The sequence below is a fragment of the Ohtaekwangia sp. genome (assembly GCF_036568665.1).
GTDB lineage: Bacteria > Bacteroidota > Bacteroidia > Cytophagales > Cyclobacteriaceae > Ohtaekwangia.
Genome location: NZ_DATCSD010000334.1, coordinates 24490 through 42224, shown reverse-complemented (window position 1 = coordinate 42224; position 17735 = coordinate 24490). Strand labels below are relative to the sequence as shown.

Genomic DNA, 17735 nt, shown 5'->3' with positions numbered 1-17735 from the left:
AGTTGTGCTAATCCATTTCTGACCTGACCTCCTGCGCTATCAAAAAATCCTCCAATAAAAATGGTATTGGTAGAACTTTGCACAGCCATTGACATAATAATATAGTCTACCGCAGGTGCCCAACTGGTAGCAAGTCCTGTGGTAGCATCCAGTGCAGCGAGGCGTGAGCGGGGCTGGCCTCCAATGGAAGTAAATTCTCCGCCTACATATATAGTTGTTCCGGATATTTCAATCGCGCGTACAAAACTGTTGGCGTTAGGATTCCACGGCAGTAATGTTCCCGTAGAGAGATTAATGGCTGCAATAGAATTTCTGTCTTGACCATACACCTGGTCAAATATACCCCCGATATATAGGGTTGTTCCTGCTAACGCCAGCGCACTTACATATCCGCTTGGCTTGGGCGTGAAGCTGGCATCCAGTGTTTTATCTGCTTTAATGTGGATGAGATTTCCGACAGGTACGTTGTCCACCGCATCGATATAGCCTCCTATATACCAGCCGCCTTGTCCATCGGAAATGACAGAGGCCACTTGCCCGCTAATTGCCGGCATGTCGCTTGCCAGTGCTGCCGTGGTTGCGTCCAGTTCTACACCACATCCGGTATAGGCTCCTGCCTGTTGTATGCCAGACCCCATCAGCATGGTGTAGCCATTGGAATGGGCAATGCGGTCTACATTGTATTCCACATCATAAGCATCCAGCCGGTGGTCGTTAGATTGTGCGGCTGCAGGTATATATATAGCGGCTGCCAGTAACGTGAATGCAAGCGCGTATAGTTTTTGCATAGAGAGTGTTTTTTACGGTGATCAGATAAAATTTATCGTATCAGTTTCCGATGGGTTTCAGGTAACTTAAGCTTACCAGCAGTGCACGGTTTGTATTACGCGTATTATCGTTTGCCTGCTTCTGCAAATCCAGCAATCCCATTTCATAGCGGAAGTCGAGCGATAAACTTCCATTCTTCAATATATACTCAATGCGTCCGCCAGCGTTGGGGCCAATATCAAACCGGGAAGCGTTGCTCTTGCTGAAATCAAAATTTTCGCTCGACTGGTCGAAGCCTTGCATTTTATATTTACCGCTTATCCAATAGGCAGTATATATACCCAGTGTGAGATGGGCCTTAAAATTATCGAGCGATGGAATGATGAATCCATAGTCGATCATGATCGGTATTTCCAGGTAGTTGGCCTTAAGCTGATCGGTAATGGTGTTGCATACTTTATGGTAGTATCCTTTCTGGGTAAACTGCAGATCGACTTGTAAACCGAAATTAGTGTTGAGCTGTTTGAAGCTGGTGGCGCCAAAACTGAAACCGAAGTTTGATACTTCTTTCCACGGTGTTTTGGTTTTATAGTTGGAGAGTGTAGTGCCTGCTTTGGCTCCGATATAGAATTGCGCCTGAAGCAACAATGGAGTTGCTATAAGGAGAAGGGTAAATATTTTTTTCATGACAGGTAGAGTAGTAGAAGTTCAAAATGATACCAACAAGTGATCAATAAGGCTCCAGCACAAACTCTATAGTTGAAGGACCTTCTTTTATACTTGTATCACGATGGATGATCAATACGAGCTTGCGGGGCGTGAGGCTTTCAATGATCCATTCTTCTTTGGAAGCATCGGAGGGGATTAACTGAAGAATGGTATTGTTGTTTTTGATAGACCAGTTGCCGGAATCTGTTTTACCGCTAACCTGGATCCGGCTAAAGGAGGATGTGGTGTCGGTGGCTGGAGAGGGGCTAGTCAGGGTCAACCTGTATTGACTCAGATCAGAGGCGATGTCTTTTTCACCATCGATATATACCTCTGTAAGTTTCCAACCACCGGCAGCAATACACATCCTCGAGGGGCAGTCCGGAATATTTTCCGAACAGGATACTGAAGCCGAACCAACAGTTGCTAAAGCCAACGCAACAATTAATATTTTTTTTATCATACGCACAGTATTCTAATTACTCAAAACTATATCCAGCTGCAACTGACACGATCAGGTGTGTTTCATGGCTATACTATATAAGTGTGTATATATACCATTAACCTGACGGCCATGCAGTATATGTTTGCAATAACTAAAAAGAGAGAGGGTCTTTGCGCGTACATAACTTCTTAAAAGCCGATGGGCGAAGGTAGCAGATGCAAAGAGGTACTTGCATCACACGAAAATGTGAGCGTAAATTTTACGTGTTGTATAGTACAATTATACTATACCAGTTTCTCGTTGATGGCTTTTGATACGGCTTCAGTCTGACTACGCACCTGGAGCTTTTCGTATATATGTTTGATGTGAGTGCGCACAGTATCTATGCTGATGGAGAAGTGCGCAGCGATTAACTTGTAACTGTTTCCTTTGGAAAGACTCGCGAGAATTTCTTTCTCACGTGCGGTAAGCTGATAACGGTTGGCCTGGTCGGCCGGCAATTGTTGCAGTTGTGCTACCACGAGGCGTGCTATACCGGGGCTCATGGGCGCTCCGCCATTCATTACTTCGTGTATAGCCTCGATCAGTTTTTCGGGTAAGTATTTCTTTAACAGGTAGCCGGAAGCTCCTGCACAGATAGCATCGAGCACGTGCTTGTTATCGTCAAACACGGTGAGCATAAGTATATATACAGATGAGTCGAACGCGCGTATGCGCTTCACCGCTTCAATGCCGTTCATGCCGGGCAGGTCTATATCCATGAGGATCACTTCAGGTTGCAGGTTTTTTACCTGTTGCTCCACACGTGTTACTTCGCCAAAGCTCGATACGAGATTGAAATCGGGAGAAAGGGAAATCAACGCACTTACACTCTCGCGTAATTGCGGATTGTCCTCATATAAAAGAAGTCGGATTGCCACAACGCAATTTAGCGGATCGGCCCGTCAGTCATATACCCTGATTATGTGAGCGGTATCCGAAGGAAGATACTGGTGCCTTCCTGAGGTACGGATTCGATCTGTAAAACCGCGTGAATGGTCTCAGCGCGATAGCGCATATTCTTTAATCCGTTGCCCTGCGAGATAATATCTTTGTCGAAACCAATGCCATCATCGCTTATACGCAGGCGGATGCCCTGGGCAAAGCGCGTCAGGTGCACGATCAGTTTTTTACACCGGCTATATTTTGCTGCATTGTTGATGGCTTCTTTAAAGATGAGATAAAAATCTTTTCGCACGTTCAGATCCAGCCGTGCCGTTGCAAAATCTCCGTCTTCTATAAACTCATAGTATATATCCAGCGGTTCAAGAATTTCGGCCGTAAACTCTTTCATGCGGATAATTACTTTTTCCAGTGAATCATTTTCCGGGTTAATGGCCCACACTATATCGCTCATGCTTTCCTGCATCAGCGCAGCATTCTCGCGGATCGATCGCAGGCAATGTTGTGCTGCTTCTGTTTCGCGTTTCTCCAGGGCAATGTTGCTCATGATCTTGATGCTCGATAGCGTAGAGCCCATATCATCGTGCAGGTCGCGCGCTACTTTACTGCGGATTTGTTCTTCTACAAAATAGCGGCTGATCTTGGCACTGCAGATCGCAGCAATTTCCTGCACCATATTCAAGTGCCAGCGTTTATAGAAATTTTTCTTCGGATGTTCGGAGTCAATGATACCAAACACTTTTCCATCTACGATAATGGGAACAGTAAGCTCTGATAATCGCACCTGGTCATCTACTATATAGCGCCTGTCTTTGGCTGTGTCCGGAATGATTTCCGCTCTTCCGGTTTTGGCAACGGTACCTACTATACCTTGTCCCAATTCTACTTCTATAGGGTTAGAAACCCGGAAGGGCTCCAGGCTTTTGGGGCCGGCTGCTGCTTTCTGTATCAGCGTTTCGCTCTCATGCACCATGAGGTATACTACGCAATCTTCAAACTTGAGCAGCTCAACACAGTTGATAGCCACCGTCCAGAATACATCATTCACCGTGTTCTTGTGGAAGAGTGAGGTAGCAAACTGGTTGAGTATTTTTTGTGCTGTGAGCTTGCGTTGCAGTGTGATGATCCAGGAATATATACCATAGCCTGCAAAACTTACGGCTATAGCAATGAACCACCAGTCTTTCCAGAAGGGAGGCTTGATCGTGAAATAAATGGACGCAATGTTGGATGATGCCTTGCCGCTGGGATCAACTGCTTTTACTTCGAAGGTATATATACCATCGCCCAGGTTAATATAGTGTGCGTGATGGTTGTTGCCGGCTTCAATCCAGTCGTTATCAAAACCGTTCAGTTTATAGTAGTAGCGTACCTGCTGCGATAGAGTATAGGTAAGGGCAGCAAACTCTACCATCAATTCGTTTTTACGATGCGAGAATACTGGTTGCGATAACCCGGTAAATATACTATCGCCTAGCTGCGCTCGCGTGATTACCACCGGAAACTTCCCCGACCGTTGTACTAAGCTATCTGGATGAAATTTGATAAAGCCATTTCCGGCACCGGTTAATAGTTCTCCGGTGCTGCTTCGCGTAATAGCGCTGGTGAGATTGGCAAAAGGTAAACCATTGGTCTTGTCGTAGTGATGCAAAATTTTTCCATCGGTGCTGATGCAGGTAAGTCCTTTAAAAGTAGCCAGCCAGATGTTGCCGCGATGGTCGGCCTGCACCGCGTGGATTGTATTCTCCGGCAAGCCCGTTTCAATGGAATAGGTTGTTATACTCTTGCCAACGGAGGCGTTATACGAAAATTTACTCACGCCTCCGGAGGTTGTAGCGATCCATATATTTCCCTGGTTATCGGCAGCCAGATCATTTATCAGCGATGACCGTAGGTTATGCGCATTTTGCGCTACTGTGCTATAGCTGGTAAATTTTCGTGTCTTCAAATCGTATTGTGATATGCCGGTGCCATAGTCACCAATCCATACTGCGTGATGCTTGGGGTCTGATAGTAAAGCAGTAGGCCGCGAGGCAATGAGACCGTCCTCTTTTTCAGTGAGCAATCGCCATTCATGTTTGGCCGGTATATAGCGAAATACACCCAAGCGCATGGAAGCAAACCAGAAGTTACCTTCGGCATCTTCGGTCATCTCGTTGAAAAGATATTCTTCATTTTGCTGCGGAAACGGAAACGTAGTAAAGTGCTGATGGGTGGTATCCGAAACAAATATATACCGGTTGGTCAATACCCACAGGCGGTGACGGGAGTCTTCAAAAGTATACGAACAACGGGTGAGGGGTTTTCGGTCGATCGAGGTGACTGGTTTTGTTTCGCCACTGGCTTTGTTTACGGTGATCCACACGTTATGCGTATGTGAGCTGATATAGTATAGATCGTCATCGTCTTCATCCAGCACGTGATGTATACTTCCGGCTGAAGGTGTGGGTGTATCCGTAAATATAGGGGTGAACGAAAACAGGTCGGTGTGCTGATCGTGTACTTTTATACCTGCCGAGGTGCCCACCCACGTGATGCCTTCATTGGTAAATATATCGGTGATGGACTCGCGTTGCATGCTGAGCGGATCGGTATCATCGGTCAGTAAAGGTGCTGCTTCTTCAGTATCCGGATCAATGCGCCACAACCCGTTGGCAGTCGGCAACATGATCATATCGGCATGGCCGGGAGTATATTTCTTCCCCGACTGCGGATGGATCTCATTCAGCCGGTTGTTTTCTGTGCGGTATACATATAGTTTGTTTTGCCCGAAGAAGATGCGCTGCTGTTTCTCAGCATAATATAGTGCAATGAAATCGGCTACATCTTCGCCTCCGTGATAGGCAAATGTATTTTTGCGAGTATCAAAACTGAATAGCCCGGCCGTTGTGCCCAGCCAAAGTTCATGATCGGATTTACGCGCAATCTTTTTAATGGTGGTGTGTGAGCCGATCGATCTGCCGGGTAATGCTGTGTGAACAAACTCTCTCCACGGAAAACAATTGAACGTTCCGGTTGCTATATCGTAGTAACAGAGATCGCGTGCATCGGGAGCAATCCAGATACGACTTTGTGTATCGGCATATACATCCCAGATCAATGCGTTGCCCAGCGCATGGTTCTGTGCTGTTACAGGCGATGAGGATGTGAAGATGTAGAGACTGTCTTTTTCAGTATTCAGTACGTTGAGTCCGTTCCAGGTGGCAATCCATAATCTTCCCTGTTGATCTTGCTCGATCGCGTTGATGCGCTCGTGCGAAATAGTGAAGTGCTTATTGCCCGGGCGGTATATTCTGAATTGAAAGCCATCGTAGCGGTTCAGACCATTGGCTGTGCCGATCCACATAAAGCCGGTGCGATCTTTCAAAAAACAAGTAACGCGGTTGTCAGACAATCCGTGCTGCTCTGTGATCGTTTCAAAGTGATAATAGTACTGACCTTTCGCCAGGAAAGCAGACAACCAGAGCAGGATAAAAGTAACGAGGGGTCTCACAACTGAGAAAGTTAGTCATTAGCGCGATGAATTACGAACTGAAGCAGACAAGGTTTTGACAGAATGCAATTTAGCACGCTGGTCATACGTAATTCGTACCTCATTTTCATGGTTTTTATTTAGTTTTGCGGGAATCAGAGCATGGCACAGAACACATATAAATCAAATACATTTAAGAAACCGGAAAAGGAAAAAAAAGGCAAGGCATCTTCTAAGTCAAAAGTAGATCTGTCGTTTTTAAAAGATCCGCGCTTCAAACTGGCAACGGGCTTCTTCCTTATGATCGCGGGTGTGTATTTATTCCTCGCGTTGTTCTCGTTCCTCTTCACGTGGACAGCCGATTATGATATCATTCATCCGCAGGATAATGCATCGGTCATCGAATCGGGTAAAGGAATTGAAAACTGGCTGGGATATTATGGCGCAGTGATCTCTGATTATTTTATCAGCCGCTGGTTTGGTATCTCGGCATTCTTTATACCTCCGTTCCTTTTCATTGTAGGTTTTAAGGTTGTGTTCAATAAAGAGTTGTTGAGAATTTTTTCCTATACCATATTCTCGATTTTCTCCGGTATATGGCTTTGCCTGTTGCTCGGTTATATGATCTTTATTAATGAAGGTGTAAGCGAGTGGAGTTTTCTCGGGGGCGGATTTGGTCTTCGCCTTGCAGAGTTAAGCGAGAGTATGTTTGGCTGGGGCACATTTCTGATTCTGATCCTTTCGCTTTTTGTATTTATCATTTTCTATTTCAACGTAACGGCTATACCACTCTTTCAACCAAAAGATCCCAAGCCAATGGGCAACGATGCTATTCTCGATGACGAGAATCCTGCCATCGATAATGCTGCCACAGCTTCTGAATATACGGATGAGAAAGACAACTGGCCTGAACTGAAGAAAGGTGAGAAGAAGGAAGAGAAAAAAGAAGATGAGAAAATAGCAGAGCCCGTTCTGTTAGTAAAGCCTCCGGTAGAACCTGTTAAGCCGGTGAAGGAAGTAAAACTGGAAGTAGAGATTGCCGAGCCTGTAAAGAAGGAAGAGCCCGAGTTTATTATTGAAGAAACACTGGAGACGGACGAGCTTGCCGAAAAGCTTGTAGCCGAACAGGGCGTTTATGATCCTACACTGGATCTCAGCAATTTTAAATTTCCTACGCTCGAGTTACTCAATGAATATGATTCCGGTAAAGCAGGCGTAAGCCAGGAAGAACTCAACCAGAATAAAGATAAGATCGTTGCTACGCTGGTAAACTTCAAGATCGGTATACAAAGCATCAAGGCAACGATTGGCCCCACGGTAACCCTATACGAAATTGTGCCGGATGCCGGTATAAAAATATCACGTATCAAAAATCTGGAAGATGATATAGCGCTGAGCTTGTCGGCACTGGGTATACGTATCATTGCGCCTATACCGGGTAAGGGAACCATTGGTATAGAAGTGCCGAACAAAAACCGCGAGATGGTGAGCATTCGCTCGGTGTTTGCTTCGCAGGCATTTGCCAAAACCGATAAAGAACTTCCGGTGGCGATGGGTAAAACGATCTCCAACGAAGTGCTGGTGATCGATCTGGCCAAGATGCCACACTTGCTGGTGGCGGGTGCTACCGGTCAGGGTAAATCTGTAGGGTTGAATGTTATACTCGCTTCTCTATTATATAAGCGTCATCCATCGCAGCTCAAATTTGTGCTAGTCGATCCGAAGAAAGTAGAGATGTCGCTCTTCAGTAAGATTGAACGACATTACCTCGCGAAACTTCCTAACAGCGAAGAAGCAATTATTACTGATACGAAGAAGGTTGTGCATACCCTCAACTCACTTTGTATCGAGATGGAAAATCGTTACGAGATTTTGAAGGATGCCGGTGCCCGAAATCTGAAAGAGTATAACGCCAAGTTTGTGGCGCGTAAGCTCAATCCGAAAGAAGGCCACAGATTCTTGCCGTATATAGTATTGGTGATCGATGAGCTTGCTGACTTGATGATGACAGCCGGTAAAGAAGTTGAAACGCCCATTGCACGTCTAGCACAGCTCGCCCGTGCGATAGGTATACACCTGGTGGTTGCTACGCAGCGTCCTTCGGTAAACGTAATTACCGGTGTGATCAAAGCGAACTTCCCGGCACGTCTGTCATTCCGCGTTACTTCTAAAGTAGACTCGCGTACTATTCTCGATGCAGGCGGTGCTGATCAACTGGTGGGGCAGGGTGATATGTTGCTCTCTTCCGGCTCCGATGTTATTCGTTTACAATGTCCTTTTGTAGATACACCGGAAATTGAAAAAGTAGTAGAGTTCATCGGCTCACAGCGTGGTTACGATTCGGCCTATATGTTGCCGGAATACGAGGGCGATGATGAAGGTGGCGTTGCTGATGTAGATCTGTCTGACCGGGATGCACTGTTCGAAGATGCCGCGCGACTCATTGTCATGCACCAGCAGGGAAGTACTTCACTGATACAACGAAAATTAAAATTAGGCTATAACCGTGCAGGACGTTTGATCGATCAGTTGGAAGCTGCGGGTATTGTAGGGGCATTTGAGGGGAGCAAAGCGCGTGAAGTTCTCATTAAAGATGAGATGAGTTTGGAACAATTATTGACTGCATTGAAAGAAAAACACAATCAATTTTAACTTTGCAGACATTTTTAAGTTAACAAGGAATGAAAAAGTCGATTTTAGCCCTTTGCGCGATGATTTTGGTGATTTCAGCATCAGCGCAGTACGATCCGAAAGCACTTCAGTCACTGGATGCCATGAGTAAAAAATACAAAGCCATCCCGTCTTTTGAGGCGAACATTTCGTATGTACTGACCAACGATGTTGAAAAAGTGAACGAGGAATTTAAAGGCAAGATCACAGTGAAAGGTGATAAGTTCCGCCTGTCGTTACCGGAACAAGAAGTAATTAATAACGGATCTACCGTGTGGACGTACCTGCCGGAGGCAAAAGAAGTCAACATTGATAATTATGATCCTAACTCGGAAGATGTAAACCCATCCAAGATTTACGACATCTATAAAAAAGGATTCAAGTATCTCTACCTGCAGGATAAAACAGAAGGTGGCGTACTCTGCGAAGAAATTGACCTGGTGCCCGAAAAGAAAGATGCTCAGTTTTTCAAGATCAAGATGTTCATCACCAAGAAAGATAAAAGCATTCAAAGCTGGACGATGTTCGACAAAGGTGGTAACAAGTACAAGTATACCATCAGCAAGTTTACTCCGAACGTAAAGATTGAAGACAGCTACTTTGCATTCGATCCAAAGAAATATCCAGGCGTAGAAATTATTGATCTGCGCTAATATAGAATGATACAAGAAATAATTCTTAAAAAAAGGAAGCAGCCTGAACAAGGTTGCTTCTTTTGTTTTTAAACGTATTTACCTTTGCGCGCAAGTTTAATGTATATATCAACGGCCCATTCATGAACCGATCACAACTTTTTGAGCAGATTACAAAAAAGAAATCCTACCTCTGCGTAGGGCTTGATACCGATCTTCAGAAAATTCCGAAGCACCTGTTAGGCGCAGGCGATCCGGTGTTCGAGTTCAACAAACAGATCATTGATGCTACGCACAAATATACCGTTGCCTATAAACCAAATATAGCATTCTATGAAGCCCTGGGGCCGAAAGGGTGGGAAAGCCTGCAGAAAACACTAGACTATATACCGAAAAATATATTTACCATTGCCGATGCCAAGCGGGGCGATATCGGCAATACATCTTCACTATACGCGCGGGCATTCTTCGAACAAATGAATTTTGATTCGGTAACTGTTGCCCCCTATATGGGCGAAGATTCGGTAAAGCCCTTTCTAGAGTTTAAAGATCGCTGGGTAATTTTGCTGGCACACACATCCAATCCCGGGAGCAACGATTTTCAGTTGCTCGAATCCAACGGGCGCAAGCTATACGAAACGGTTATACTGAAGTCGCAGCAATGGGGAACACCCGATCAGTTGATGTATGTAGTGGGCGCTACACAAGCAGACAAGATGCAGAGTATACGCGCGCTGGCATCGGAACATTTCTTCCTCGTGCCGGGTGTTGGTGCACAGGGCGGTGACCTGGAAATGGTTTCGAAATTTGGTATGAACAAGCAATGCGGTTTGTTAGTAAACTCCGCGCGCGCTATCATTTACGCTTCTGCCGAAAAAGATTTCGCTGCATGTGCCGAAGAAGAAGCGAAAAAAGTGCAGGAGAGCATGGAGGTATATTTGCAGAAATATTTGTGATGTATATTTTGGTATAAGAAGGACTATATATCTCCCAATTGGGTGATTGACCTGCAAATGGCAAAGTTGTAAATCGGAGTTTGTTAGCTGATACATATACTCCGATGTCTGAATCTTTCCTTCACTACCTCTGGCAGTTTCAATATTTTAATAAACATACATTAACCACCAGCGATGGCGAGCCGGTATATATTTTCCATCCCGGCTATAAAAACACGCATGCTGGTCCTGATTTTGAGCAGGCACGTATTCGCATTGGTGATATAGATTGGGTGGGTAGCGTAGAAATACATATAGATGCTTCAGGCTGGATCGATCACCGGCATGAGCAGGACGCGGCCTATAATAATGTTATACTGCATGTAGTATGGAGTAATAACAAGCCGGCAATGCGTAATGATGGCACGTTGTTGCCTACACTCGAGTTGAAGAACCGTGTAGACCAGGAGTTGATCTTCCGCTATAAAAAACTCGCAGGCAACCCCGAAGAAATTCCCTGTGCATCGTCACTCCCGGCAGTTTCGGGAATTGTTATACTCTCCATGATGGATAAAGCTTTAGCAGAGCGATTGCAGCGAAAAGCATCTGTCGTATTCGATCTGCTAAAACAAAATCAGCAGCATTGGGAGGAAACGTGTTACCAGATGCTCGCGAAGAATTTTGGTTTCAAGATAAATGCCGATCCGTTTCTGCAGCTTGCACAAAATCTTCCTTACAAAGTATTACTAAAGCATGCCGATGCTGCGGTGAGTATAGAAGCGTTGCTCTTCGGTCAAGCAGGCTTCCTGGATGATGACAAAATACATGGCGATGATTATCTATCAATGTTGAAACGGGAGTATATATTTCTCAGCCATAAGTTTTCATTGCACGAGCGCAAGCTGAGCAAAGCACAGTGGCGTTTTCTTCGGCTGCGTCCTGCTAATTTTCCGACCATTCGGCTGGCGCAGTTTGCAGCATTGTTGCTGCATCAGAAAAATATAGTCAGTAAAATTCTGGAAGCCGAAACATATCCGGAACTGAAACAGCTCTTTGTAGCACAACAGTCGCCCTACTGGCGCCAGCACTATCAACCCGGTAAGCTGTCACGCGAAGAAATTCCGTGGCTCGGAGAGATGAGTATCGATAATATTATAGTGAACACCGTAGTGCCGTTGCTGGCTGCATATGGAAAGCTGAAGGATGATCAGGCCTATATCGACAGGGCCATCACCATATTGCAGGCAGTACCTTCCGAGTCCAATAGCATCGTAAGCCGATGGCAGGCGTTAGGTATAAAAACACTCACCGCCTTCGACTCGCAGGCTGCTATTGAATTATTTACCTGTTTTTGTTCTAAGCATAGATGTTTAGATTGCAACATTGGAGCGTCTTTGCTCAAGCCGGTTACATGATCGTTACAACAGTCGCCAATATACTTGTTATAGGGTCTATCGCATTTATGCTGTGGAGGCAGGAAGAATCGCTGCTGCGCAAAGTATACTGGCCTGCGCTTGTGTTGAAATTATTTTGTGGTATAGCCCTGGGGCTTCTGTATATATACTACTATAACATTGGCGATACGTTTGCCTACTATAAAGATGGTTCGGCACTGGCTAATGTAGCGCGAAGCGATGCGGAAGCCTATATAAAATTTCTCTGGAATGGAAACGATGCGTATCTCATCGTTAAGAGTCTGTATCTTCAGGAGCCTCGCGCACTCTTTATGAGTAAAATTACCAGCATCTTTTGCCTGTTGTGTGCCGATAATTACTGGCTGGTTTCCCTATACCTTTCGTTCGTGGCATTTTCAGGAGCATGGTTCCTAGTAAAACAACTGAGTCGTATAGATTCTATAGCGTTGCCTGCTATAGGAGCGTTTTTGTTTTTGCCATCTGCTGTTTTCTGGTCATCCGGAGTTATTAAAGAAAGTATAGCGATGGCATCGGTATATTTTATTACCGCGGTGTTTCTCAAAGCGTGGATGAAGCACCCCGTCAAACTATGGCACTGGCCGCTGGTACCGCTGGCGTTGTGGCTCTTATGGAGCCTGAAGTATTATTATCTCGCGGTGTTTCTGCCGGTAACCATTACCGGGCTCATTGTAAAGCGTATTTTACTTCCTCGTTTCACTGCTATACATCGCTGGCAATTTACCTTGCTCATCTGGCTGGTGGTGTTTACGGTGCCGCTCTATATAGCGAGTGTGGTGCATCCTAATTTTTACCCGGAGCGTTTCCTCGGAGTAATTGTAGAAAATTATAGAGCCTTTGCTGCGGCATCACCACCGGAAGATCGCATTGTGTATGAGCACCTCACGCCTCGTGCTTCGAGTATAGCCTTCTATTCACCGAAAGCATTAGCCTCCGGGTTGTTCAGACCGTTTCTGTGGGAAGCGCATAATGTAATGCAGCTACTGGTAGCTTTGGAAAATCTTGGTATGCTGGTGCTATTCATCATGGCTCTTGCGCAGTGGAAACACATGGTGAACTCTAAATACAGGTTGCTGATCTTCTCGGCTGCAGTATATATTGTCTTGCTCTGCATTTTTCTGGCACTTTCTACGCCCAACTTCGGTACATTGTCACGATACAGGGTGGGTTTTTTACCATTTTTCTTTTTATTGATCACGATCAACAATCCTTTGCTTAACAAGTTGTGTGCATTCGTGCAAAGATCGTGGCGTTGAGTGTTGTTCGGTAGAACCCTTCAATCTACCTTTGTCATTCTTTTAATTTGTCTATGGAGAATCCAGTGATCATTTTTGGCGCGAATCATCTCGGCCGCGCGGCTAAAGAAATTTTTGAAGCCAACGCCAATGTCGTTTATTGTTTTCTCGATGACGACAAGAAACTACACAACACAGAGATCGATAATGTTACCGTAATGGGCAGCACGGATGACGATGGTTATCTTAAACTGATCGGAAAAAAGTGCGAGGCATTTGTAGCAGAAGACGATAACAAATTGCGCAAGAACCTTGTTAAAATGCTGCAGGAAGTGCGCCATGTACAACCGGTAAACGGTATTCATCCTTCTGCGATCGTGGCTTCATCTTCGGATATGGGCCATGGTAATTTTATCGACCAGGGAGTAAAAATCGGGGCCGGAGCAAGCGTAGGTAATCATTGTCTGCTGCATGCCGGTGCTATACTGGGAGCTGAAGTAAAGCTTGGTGATTTTGTGCAGATTGGTGCCGGAAGTATAATTAGTGCCGGAGCAGAAATAGAAGACGAAGTGTTTATCGGTTCGGGCGTAACGGTTGTGTCGGGTATAACGATTGGCAAAGGTTCCAGAGTAGGAGCCGGTTCGGTGGTTATAGCTCCTGTGAAAGCCGGAGAAACTGTTTTTGGTAATCCTGCTCAGAAAGTAAATAGCTAGAAAAGAATATATAGTATATTATTGAGCCGTCTCGTTAACCGGTAATATTCACCCCCCTGGTACTATGCCTAAAATTTCGGAAACAGATCTGATCCTGAATAAAGACGGGAGTGTTTATCACCTCAGTTTATTACCTAAACATTTATCGGACATTATCATTACTGTGGGCGATCCCGGAAGAGTGTACCGCGTGAGCGAACATTTTGATGATATAGAGTTTGAGATGAACAAGCGCGAGTTCATCACACAGGTAGGTACCTATAAAGGTAAACGCGTTACCGTGATGAGCACGGGCATGGGCACCGATAACATTGAGATACTCATGACGGAGCTGGATGCACTGGTAAATATCGATCTGAAAACACGCGAAGTAAAAAACCGGAAGAAGAAATTAAAGATCATTCGCATTGGCACATCGGGTGCGCTGCAGGATGATGTACCGCTGGATTCTCACCTTGTAACCGATTACTCCGTAGGACTTGATAACCTGATGGCGTTCTATAACCTGGAGATGACGGAAGCCGAAGAAGAAATAGCTCGCGATATTCAAAAGAAGACAAGTGTTCCGTTTATGCCTTACGTGGTAAAGGGCTCTGAAACACTGCTGGAACAATTCGGTGATGACATGATTGTAGGGAACACCGTAACAACTCCTGGGTTCTACGCGCCACAAGGACGCTCACTGCGAACTCCTATAAAATTTCCGAAGCTGCTAGAAGAATTGAATTACTATCACAACAAGAGCAGCGATTTCTGGTTAACAAATTTTGAAATGGAAACAGCTGGCTATTATGCCATGGCTCGTTTGCTCGGCCACGAAGTGCTAAGCGTAAACGCGATCATTGCCAATCGCATCAAGAATAAATTTTCGAAAGATCCCAATAAAGTCATTGATGCACTCATCAGGAAAGTGCTCGACAGGATATAGTCAATACATTTACACGTGATTAGATAGTATCCTGGCTATACCGGGTATAGATATAGTATAGGTTGTTGCGGCTACAGGTAACTATTATCCCGTAGCCGAACAGATATACCGCGCTGAAGAAGCACTACAAACCAACTGTACTGTCCATCCGCATAATGTGCTTGCCAGCCGTGAGCGGATCATCGTTATAAAAGCCAGACAGAATCCGGTGTGCGATCTGTTCAATAATCAGTTCGTCATCCGATTTACCTTCCTTTCCCTTCCAGAAAATCCGGTTCGGGTGGCGTTTCATGTCTTCAACATAATACTTGGCACGGGTATACTGTTCGTCCGTGAAGGTGATCGTGAAGCAGGTTCTTACTTTATGTGTGTCCATAATGCGTACATTTTTACAATCGATATGCCAGTTAATTGTTTGTGAATTTTACTTAAAACCCGGATTGTCCCCAAAGCCCCGACCGTTGGCGAGCGAATATGTCCGCGGGTGGGACGAATAAAACCACACAAGGAAAAAATGACAGTGCAGGCAAGAGAATTGCGCTGCAAATATGTGGCAAGTTGGACTGTGGATTACAAAAACAGAGTGCTTGGGTGATTCTTTTAGAAAGAAGTTAAAACATCCGTCATGTTGGCATGTGATGAGCGATTCGCCCTGAAATTTGTGTTTATGGATTCAGAAGGGCTCATCTTTTTGGAGGAGCTCGCTTTTAAAAAGATTAACTTCGTACGGGAATTTTATATGAGAGATTGTACAGTTTTTACGCTTTCCAATGGATTGCGCGTGGTGCATAGAAGAGTAACAACTTCTGCTATAGTGCATTGTGGATTGGTATTGGATATTGGTAGCAGAGATGAAACACTAGTAAACCAGGGTATTGCGCACTTCTGGGAGCACATGGCCTTTAAAGGCACACGCAAAAGAAAGACACTCGATATCATCAGCAGCCTCGATTCTGTGGGAGGCGAACTTAACGCCTATACCGATAAAGAGAAGATCGCCTTCTATGCTTCTGTTCGTAAAGAGTACTTTGAGCGTGCAGTAGATTTACTGAGTGATATAACATTCTATTCCATCTTTCCGGAGAAAGAGTTGGAGAAAGAGCGTGGTGTTATACTCGAAGAAATGGCAATGTATCTCGATAGTCCGGATGAGTCGCTGCAAGATGAGTTCGAATCGATTGTGTATAAAAATCACCCCATGGGTATGAATATACTGGGGAGAGAAGAGACTATAAATGGTTTTCAAAAGAAGGATTTTACTACTTTTTTCAAGGAGCATATTAATACCCGAAAAATAGTTTTCTCTATTGTAGGCGATGTATCGCGCGATGAAGCAGAACGCCTGGCAAAAAAATACCTGGAGAATTTCAAGACGCACCAGCTCAATGGCAAACGTAGAAAATTTTCTTCATACAAGCCGGAGTACCAGGTGTTAGAGCGCATCGTTAAACAAGCCAAATGCGCTATAGGGGGGGAAGCTTACCCGATACGTCATGCCGATCGTATCCCCCTATATTTACTGGTAAATATACTTGGTGGTCCTGGTATGAATTCGCGACTGAACTTGTCACTTCGCGAACGTTATGGCTTGGTGTATTCTGTAGATGCGCACTATATACCTTATTCTGATACCGGCATGTTTGCCGTTTTCTTTGGTACAGAACCCAAGCAACTGGATAAATGTATAAACCTGGTGAAGAAAGAGCTGAACCGTTTTTGTGATAAGCCACTGTCGAAATCACAACTGGCAGCAGCAAAAGAGCAGATCAAAGGACAACTCGCGATGTCGGAAGAAAATAATCTTAGTCTCATGCTAATGATGGGGCGCAGCGTATTGCTCTATAACCGTGTACCCGAATTGGAAGAAGTGTTCGATACGATTGATGCCACCGATGCGTTAAGATTACAACAGGTAGCACAAGATATATTTGATGAGCGCAGGCTCAGCTATCTTACCATGGTGCCGGAGAATGGCAATAAGAAGTCTACGAAAGTGGAGGGGAAGAAAGTGAAGTAAAGGAAGTCTGAAAAGTCCGGAAGATGGGAAGTCCGGAAGGATTGAAAGCAGAGATGAACGTGTGTAGTATTGCTGATTGAAGTATATATAGCGATACCACGCGCCAATACATCTCTTCGATTTTACTTATCGTCTCGCTATCTTTCGAACTCCGGGACTTTCGGTCTTCCGACTTTTAACGAACGAATAAGCATGGATCTCATCAACGAACAAATACAAGCATACGCAGAGCATCATACATCCGTTGAACCTTCTTTGCTAAAGAAAATAGATCGCGATACACATGCCAAAGTATTAATGCCGCGCATGTTGTCGGGGCACTTGCAGGGCCGTGTGTTGTCGATGATCAGTCACATGATCAGGCCATCGTGTATTCTGGAGATTGGTACCTATACCGGTTACTCAGCCTTGTGCCTCGCAGAAGGATTGCAGGAAGATGGCAAACTGATAACACTGGATATAAACGAAGAGCTGGAAGATCGCGTGCGCGCATACTTTGCTGCCTCTGAACTTGGTAAGAAAATTGATTATCGTATCGGCAATGCAGCCGTCATTATACCGGAAATGCAGGAGACTTTCGATCTTGTTTTTATTGACGCTGATAAGGAACGCTATAGCTTGTATTTCGACCAGGTGATTGATAAGGTTCGCCCGGGTGGATTTATTATGGCTGATAATGTTTTGTGGAGCGGCAAGGTATTGAATGCAAAGCCTGATAAGGATACTCGTGCTATTCTGGACTTTAATAAAAAGATTCAGGATGATCCGCGGGTTGAAAATGTACTTCTACCGATCAGGGATGGTATTATGTTGATGAGAAAAGTATCTTTGTAAAAC

General features: G+C 44.9%; 15 protein-coding genes. 9 read left to right on the top strand and 6 right to left on the bottom strand.

Going from position 1 to position 17735, the window contains the following annotated elements:
- The 5 genes from VIN08_RS18940 to VIN08_RS18920 form a co-directional block, all read right to left on the bottom strand.
- A partial coding sequence (locus tag VIN08_RS18940) for a hypothetical protein (protein ID WP_331968187.1) occupies positions 1–788 on the bottom strand: 788 nt, incomplete at its 3' end.
- 40 nt (positions 789–828) lie between these two features.
- The gene (locus tag VIN08_RS18935; RefSeq protein WP_331968185.1) at positions 829–1455 is read right to left on the bottom strand and encodes a porin family protein; all 627 of its coding nucleotides are present in this window, start codon (positions 1453–1455) and stop codon (positions 829–831) included.
- Between the two features lie 43 nt (positions 1456–1498).
- Entirely contained in the window at positions 1499–1843 is a 345-nt protein-coding gene (locus VIN08_RS18930; RefSeq protein ID WP_331968182.1) for a lipocalin family protein, read from the bottom strand.
- A gap of 362 nt (positions 1844–2205) precedes the next feature.
- Positions 2206–2841: a response regulator transcription factor gene (locus VIN08_RS18925; protein ID WP_331968179.1), complete on the bottom strand. Its 636-nt coding sequence runs from the start codon at positions 2839–2841 to the stop codon at positions 2206–2208.
- Between the two features lie 41 nt (positions 2842–2882).
- Entirely contained in the window at positions 2883–6356 is a 3474-nt protein-coding gene (locus tag VIN08_RS18920; RefSeq protein ID WP_331968177.1) for a sensor histidine kinase, read from the bottom strand.
- A 141-nt stretch (positions 6357–6497) separates the two neighbouring features.
- On the opposite strand from VIN08_RS18920, the gene VIN08_RS18915 reads away from it, so the two are divergent.
- The 7 genes from VIN08_RS18915 (at position 6498) to VIN08_RS18885 (ending at position 14881) form a co-directional block, all read left to right on the top strand.
- Entirely contained in the window at positions 6498–8987 is a 2490-nt protein-coding gene (locus VIN08_RS18915; RefSeq protein WP_331968174.1) for a DNA translocase FtsK, read from the top strand.
- Between the two features lie 59 nt (positions 8988–9046).
- Positions 9047–9658: an outer membrane lipoprotein carrier protein LolA gene (locus VIN08_RS18910; RefSeq protein ID WP_331968172.1), complete on the top strand. Its 612-nt coding sequence runs from the start codon at positions 9047–9049 to the stop codon at positions 9656–9658.
- 122 nt (positions 9659–9780) lie between these two features.
- The gene (gene pyrF / locus VIN08_RS18905; protein WP_331968170.1) at positions 9781–10593 is read left to right on the top strand and encodes an orotidine-5'-phosphate decarboxylase; all 813 of its coding nucleotides are present in this window, start codon (positions 9781–9783) and stop codon (positions 10591–10593) included.
- Between the two features lie 104 nt (positions 10594–10697).
- The gene (locus VIN08_RS18900) at positions 10698–11987 is read left to right on the top strand and encodes a DUF2851 family protein (protein WP_331968168.1); all 1290 of its coding nucleotides are present in this window, start codon (positions 10698–10700) and stop codon (positions 11985–11987) included.
- Complete coding sequence (locus VIN08_RS18895; protein WP_331968166.1) at positions 11984–13261, top strand: hypothetical protein; 1278 nt, start codon at positions 11984–11986, stop codon at positions 13259–13261. Before VIN08_RS18900 ends, VIN08_RS18895 begins: the two co-directional genes overlap by 4 nt.
- A 53-nt stretch (positions 13262–13314) precedes the next feature.
- Positions 13315–13953 (top strand): NeuD/PglB/VioB family sugar acetyltransferase, encoded by a 639-nt coding sequence (locus VIN08_RS18890; protein WP_331968165.1) that lies wholly within the window; start codon positions 13315–13317, stop codon positions 13951–13953.
- Positions 13954–14017: 64 nt separating this feature from the next.
- Positions 14018–14881 (top strand): nucleoside phosphorylase, encoded by an 864-nt coding sequence (locus VIN08_RS18885; protein WP_331968163.1) that lies wholly within the window; start codon positions 14018–14020, stop codon positions 14879–14881.
- 124 nt (positions 14882–15005) lie between these two features.
- Here VIN08_RS18885 and VIN08_RS18880 read toward each other — a convergent pair whose 3' ends face one another.
- Entirely contained in the window at positions 15006–15257 is a 252-nt protein-coding gene (locus VIN08_RS18880; protein ID WP_331968161.1) for a hypothetical protein, read from the bottom strand.
- A 363-nt stretch (positions 15258–15620) separates the two neighbouring features.
- On the opposite strand from VIN08_RS18880, the gene VIN08_RS18875 reads away from it, so the two are divergent.
- The gene (locus tag VIN08_RS18875) at positions 15621–16898 is read left to right on the top strand and encodes a pitrilysin family protein (protein ID WP_331968159.1); all 1278 of its coding nucleotides are present in this window, start codon (positions 15621–15623) and stop codon (positions 16896–16898) included.
- A gap of 192 nt (positions 16899–17090) precedes the next feature.
- Positions 17091–17732: an O-methyltransferase gene (locus VIN08_RS18870; RefSeq protein ID WP_331968157.1), complete on the top strand. Its 642-nt coding sequence runs from the start codon at positions 17091–17093 to the stop codon at positions 17730–17732.
- Positions 17733–17735 lie beyond the last annotated feature (3 nt).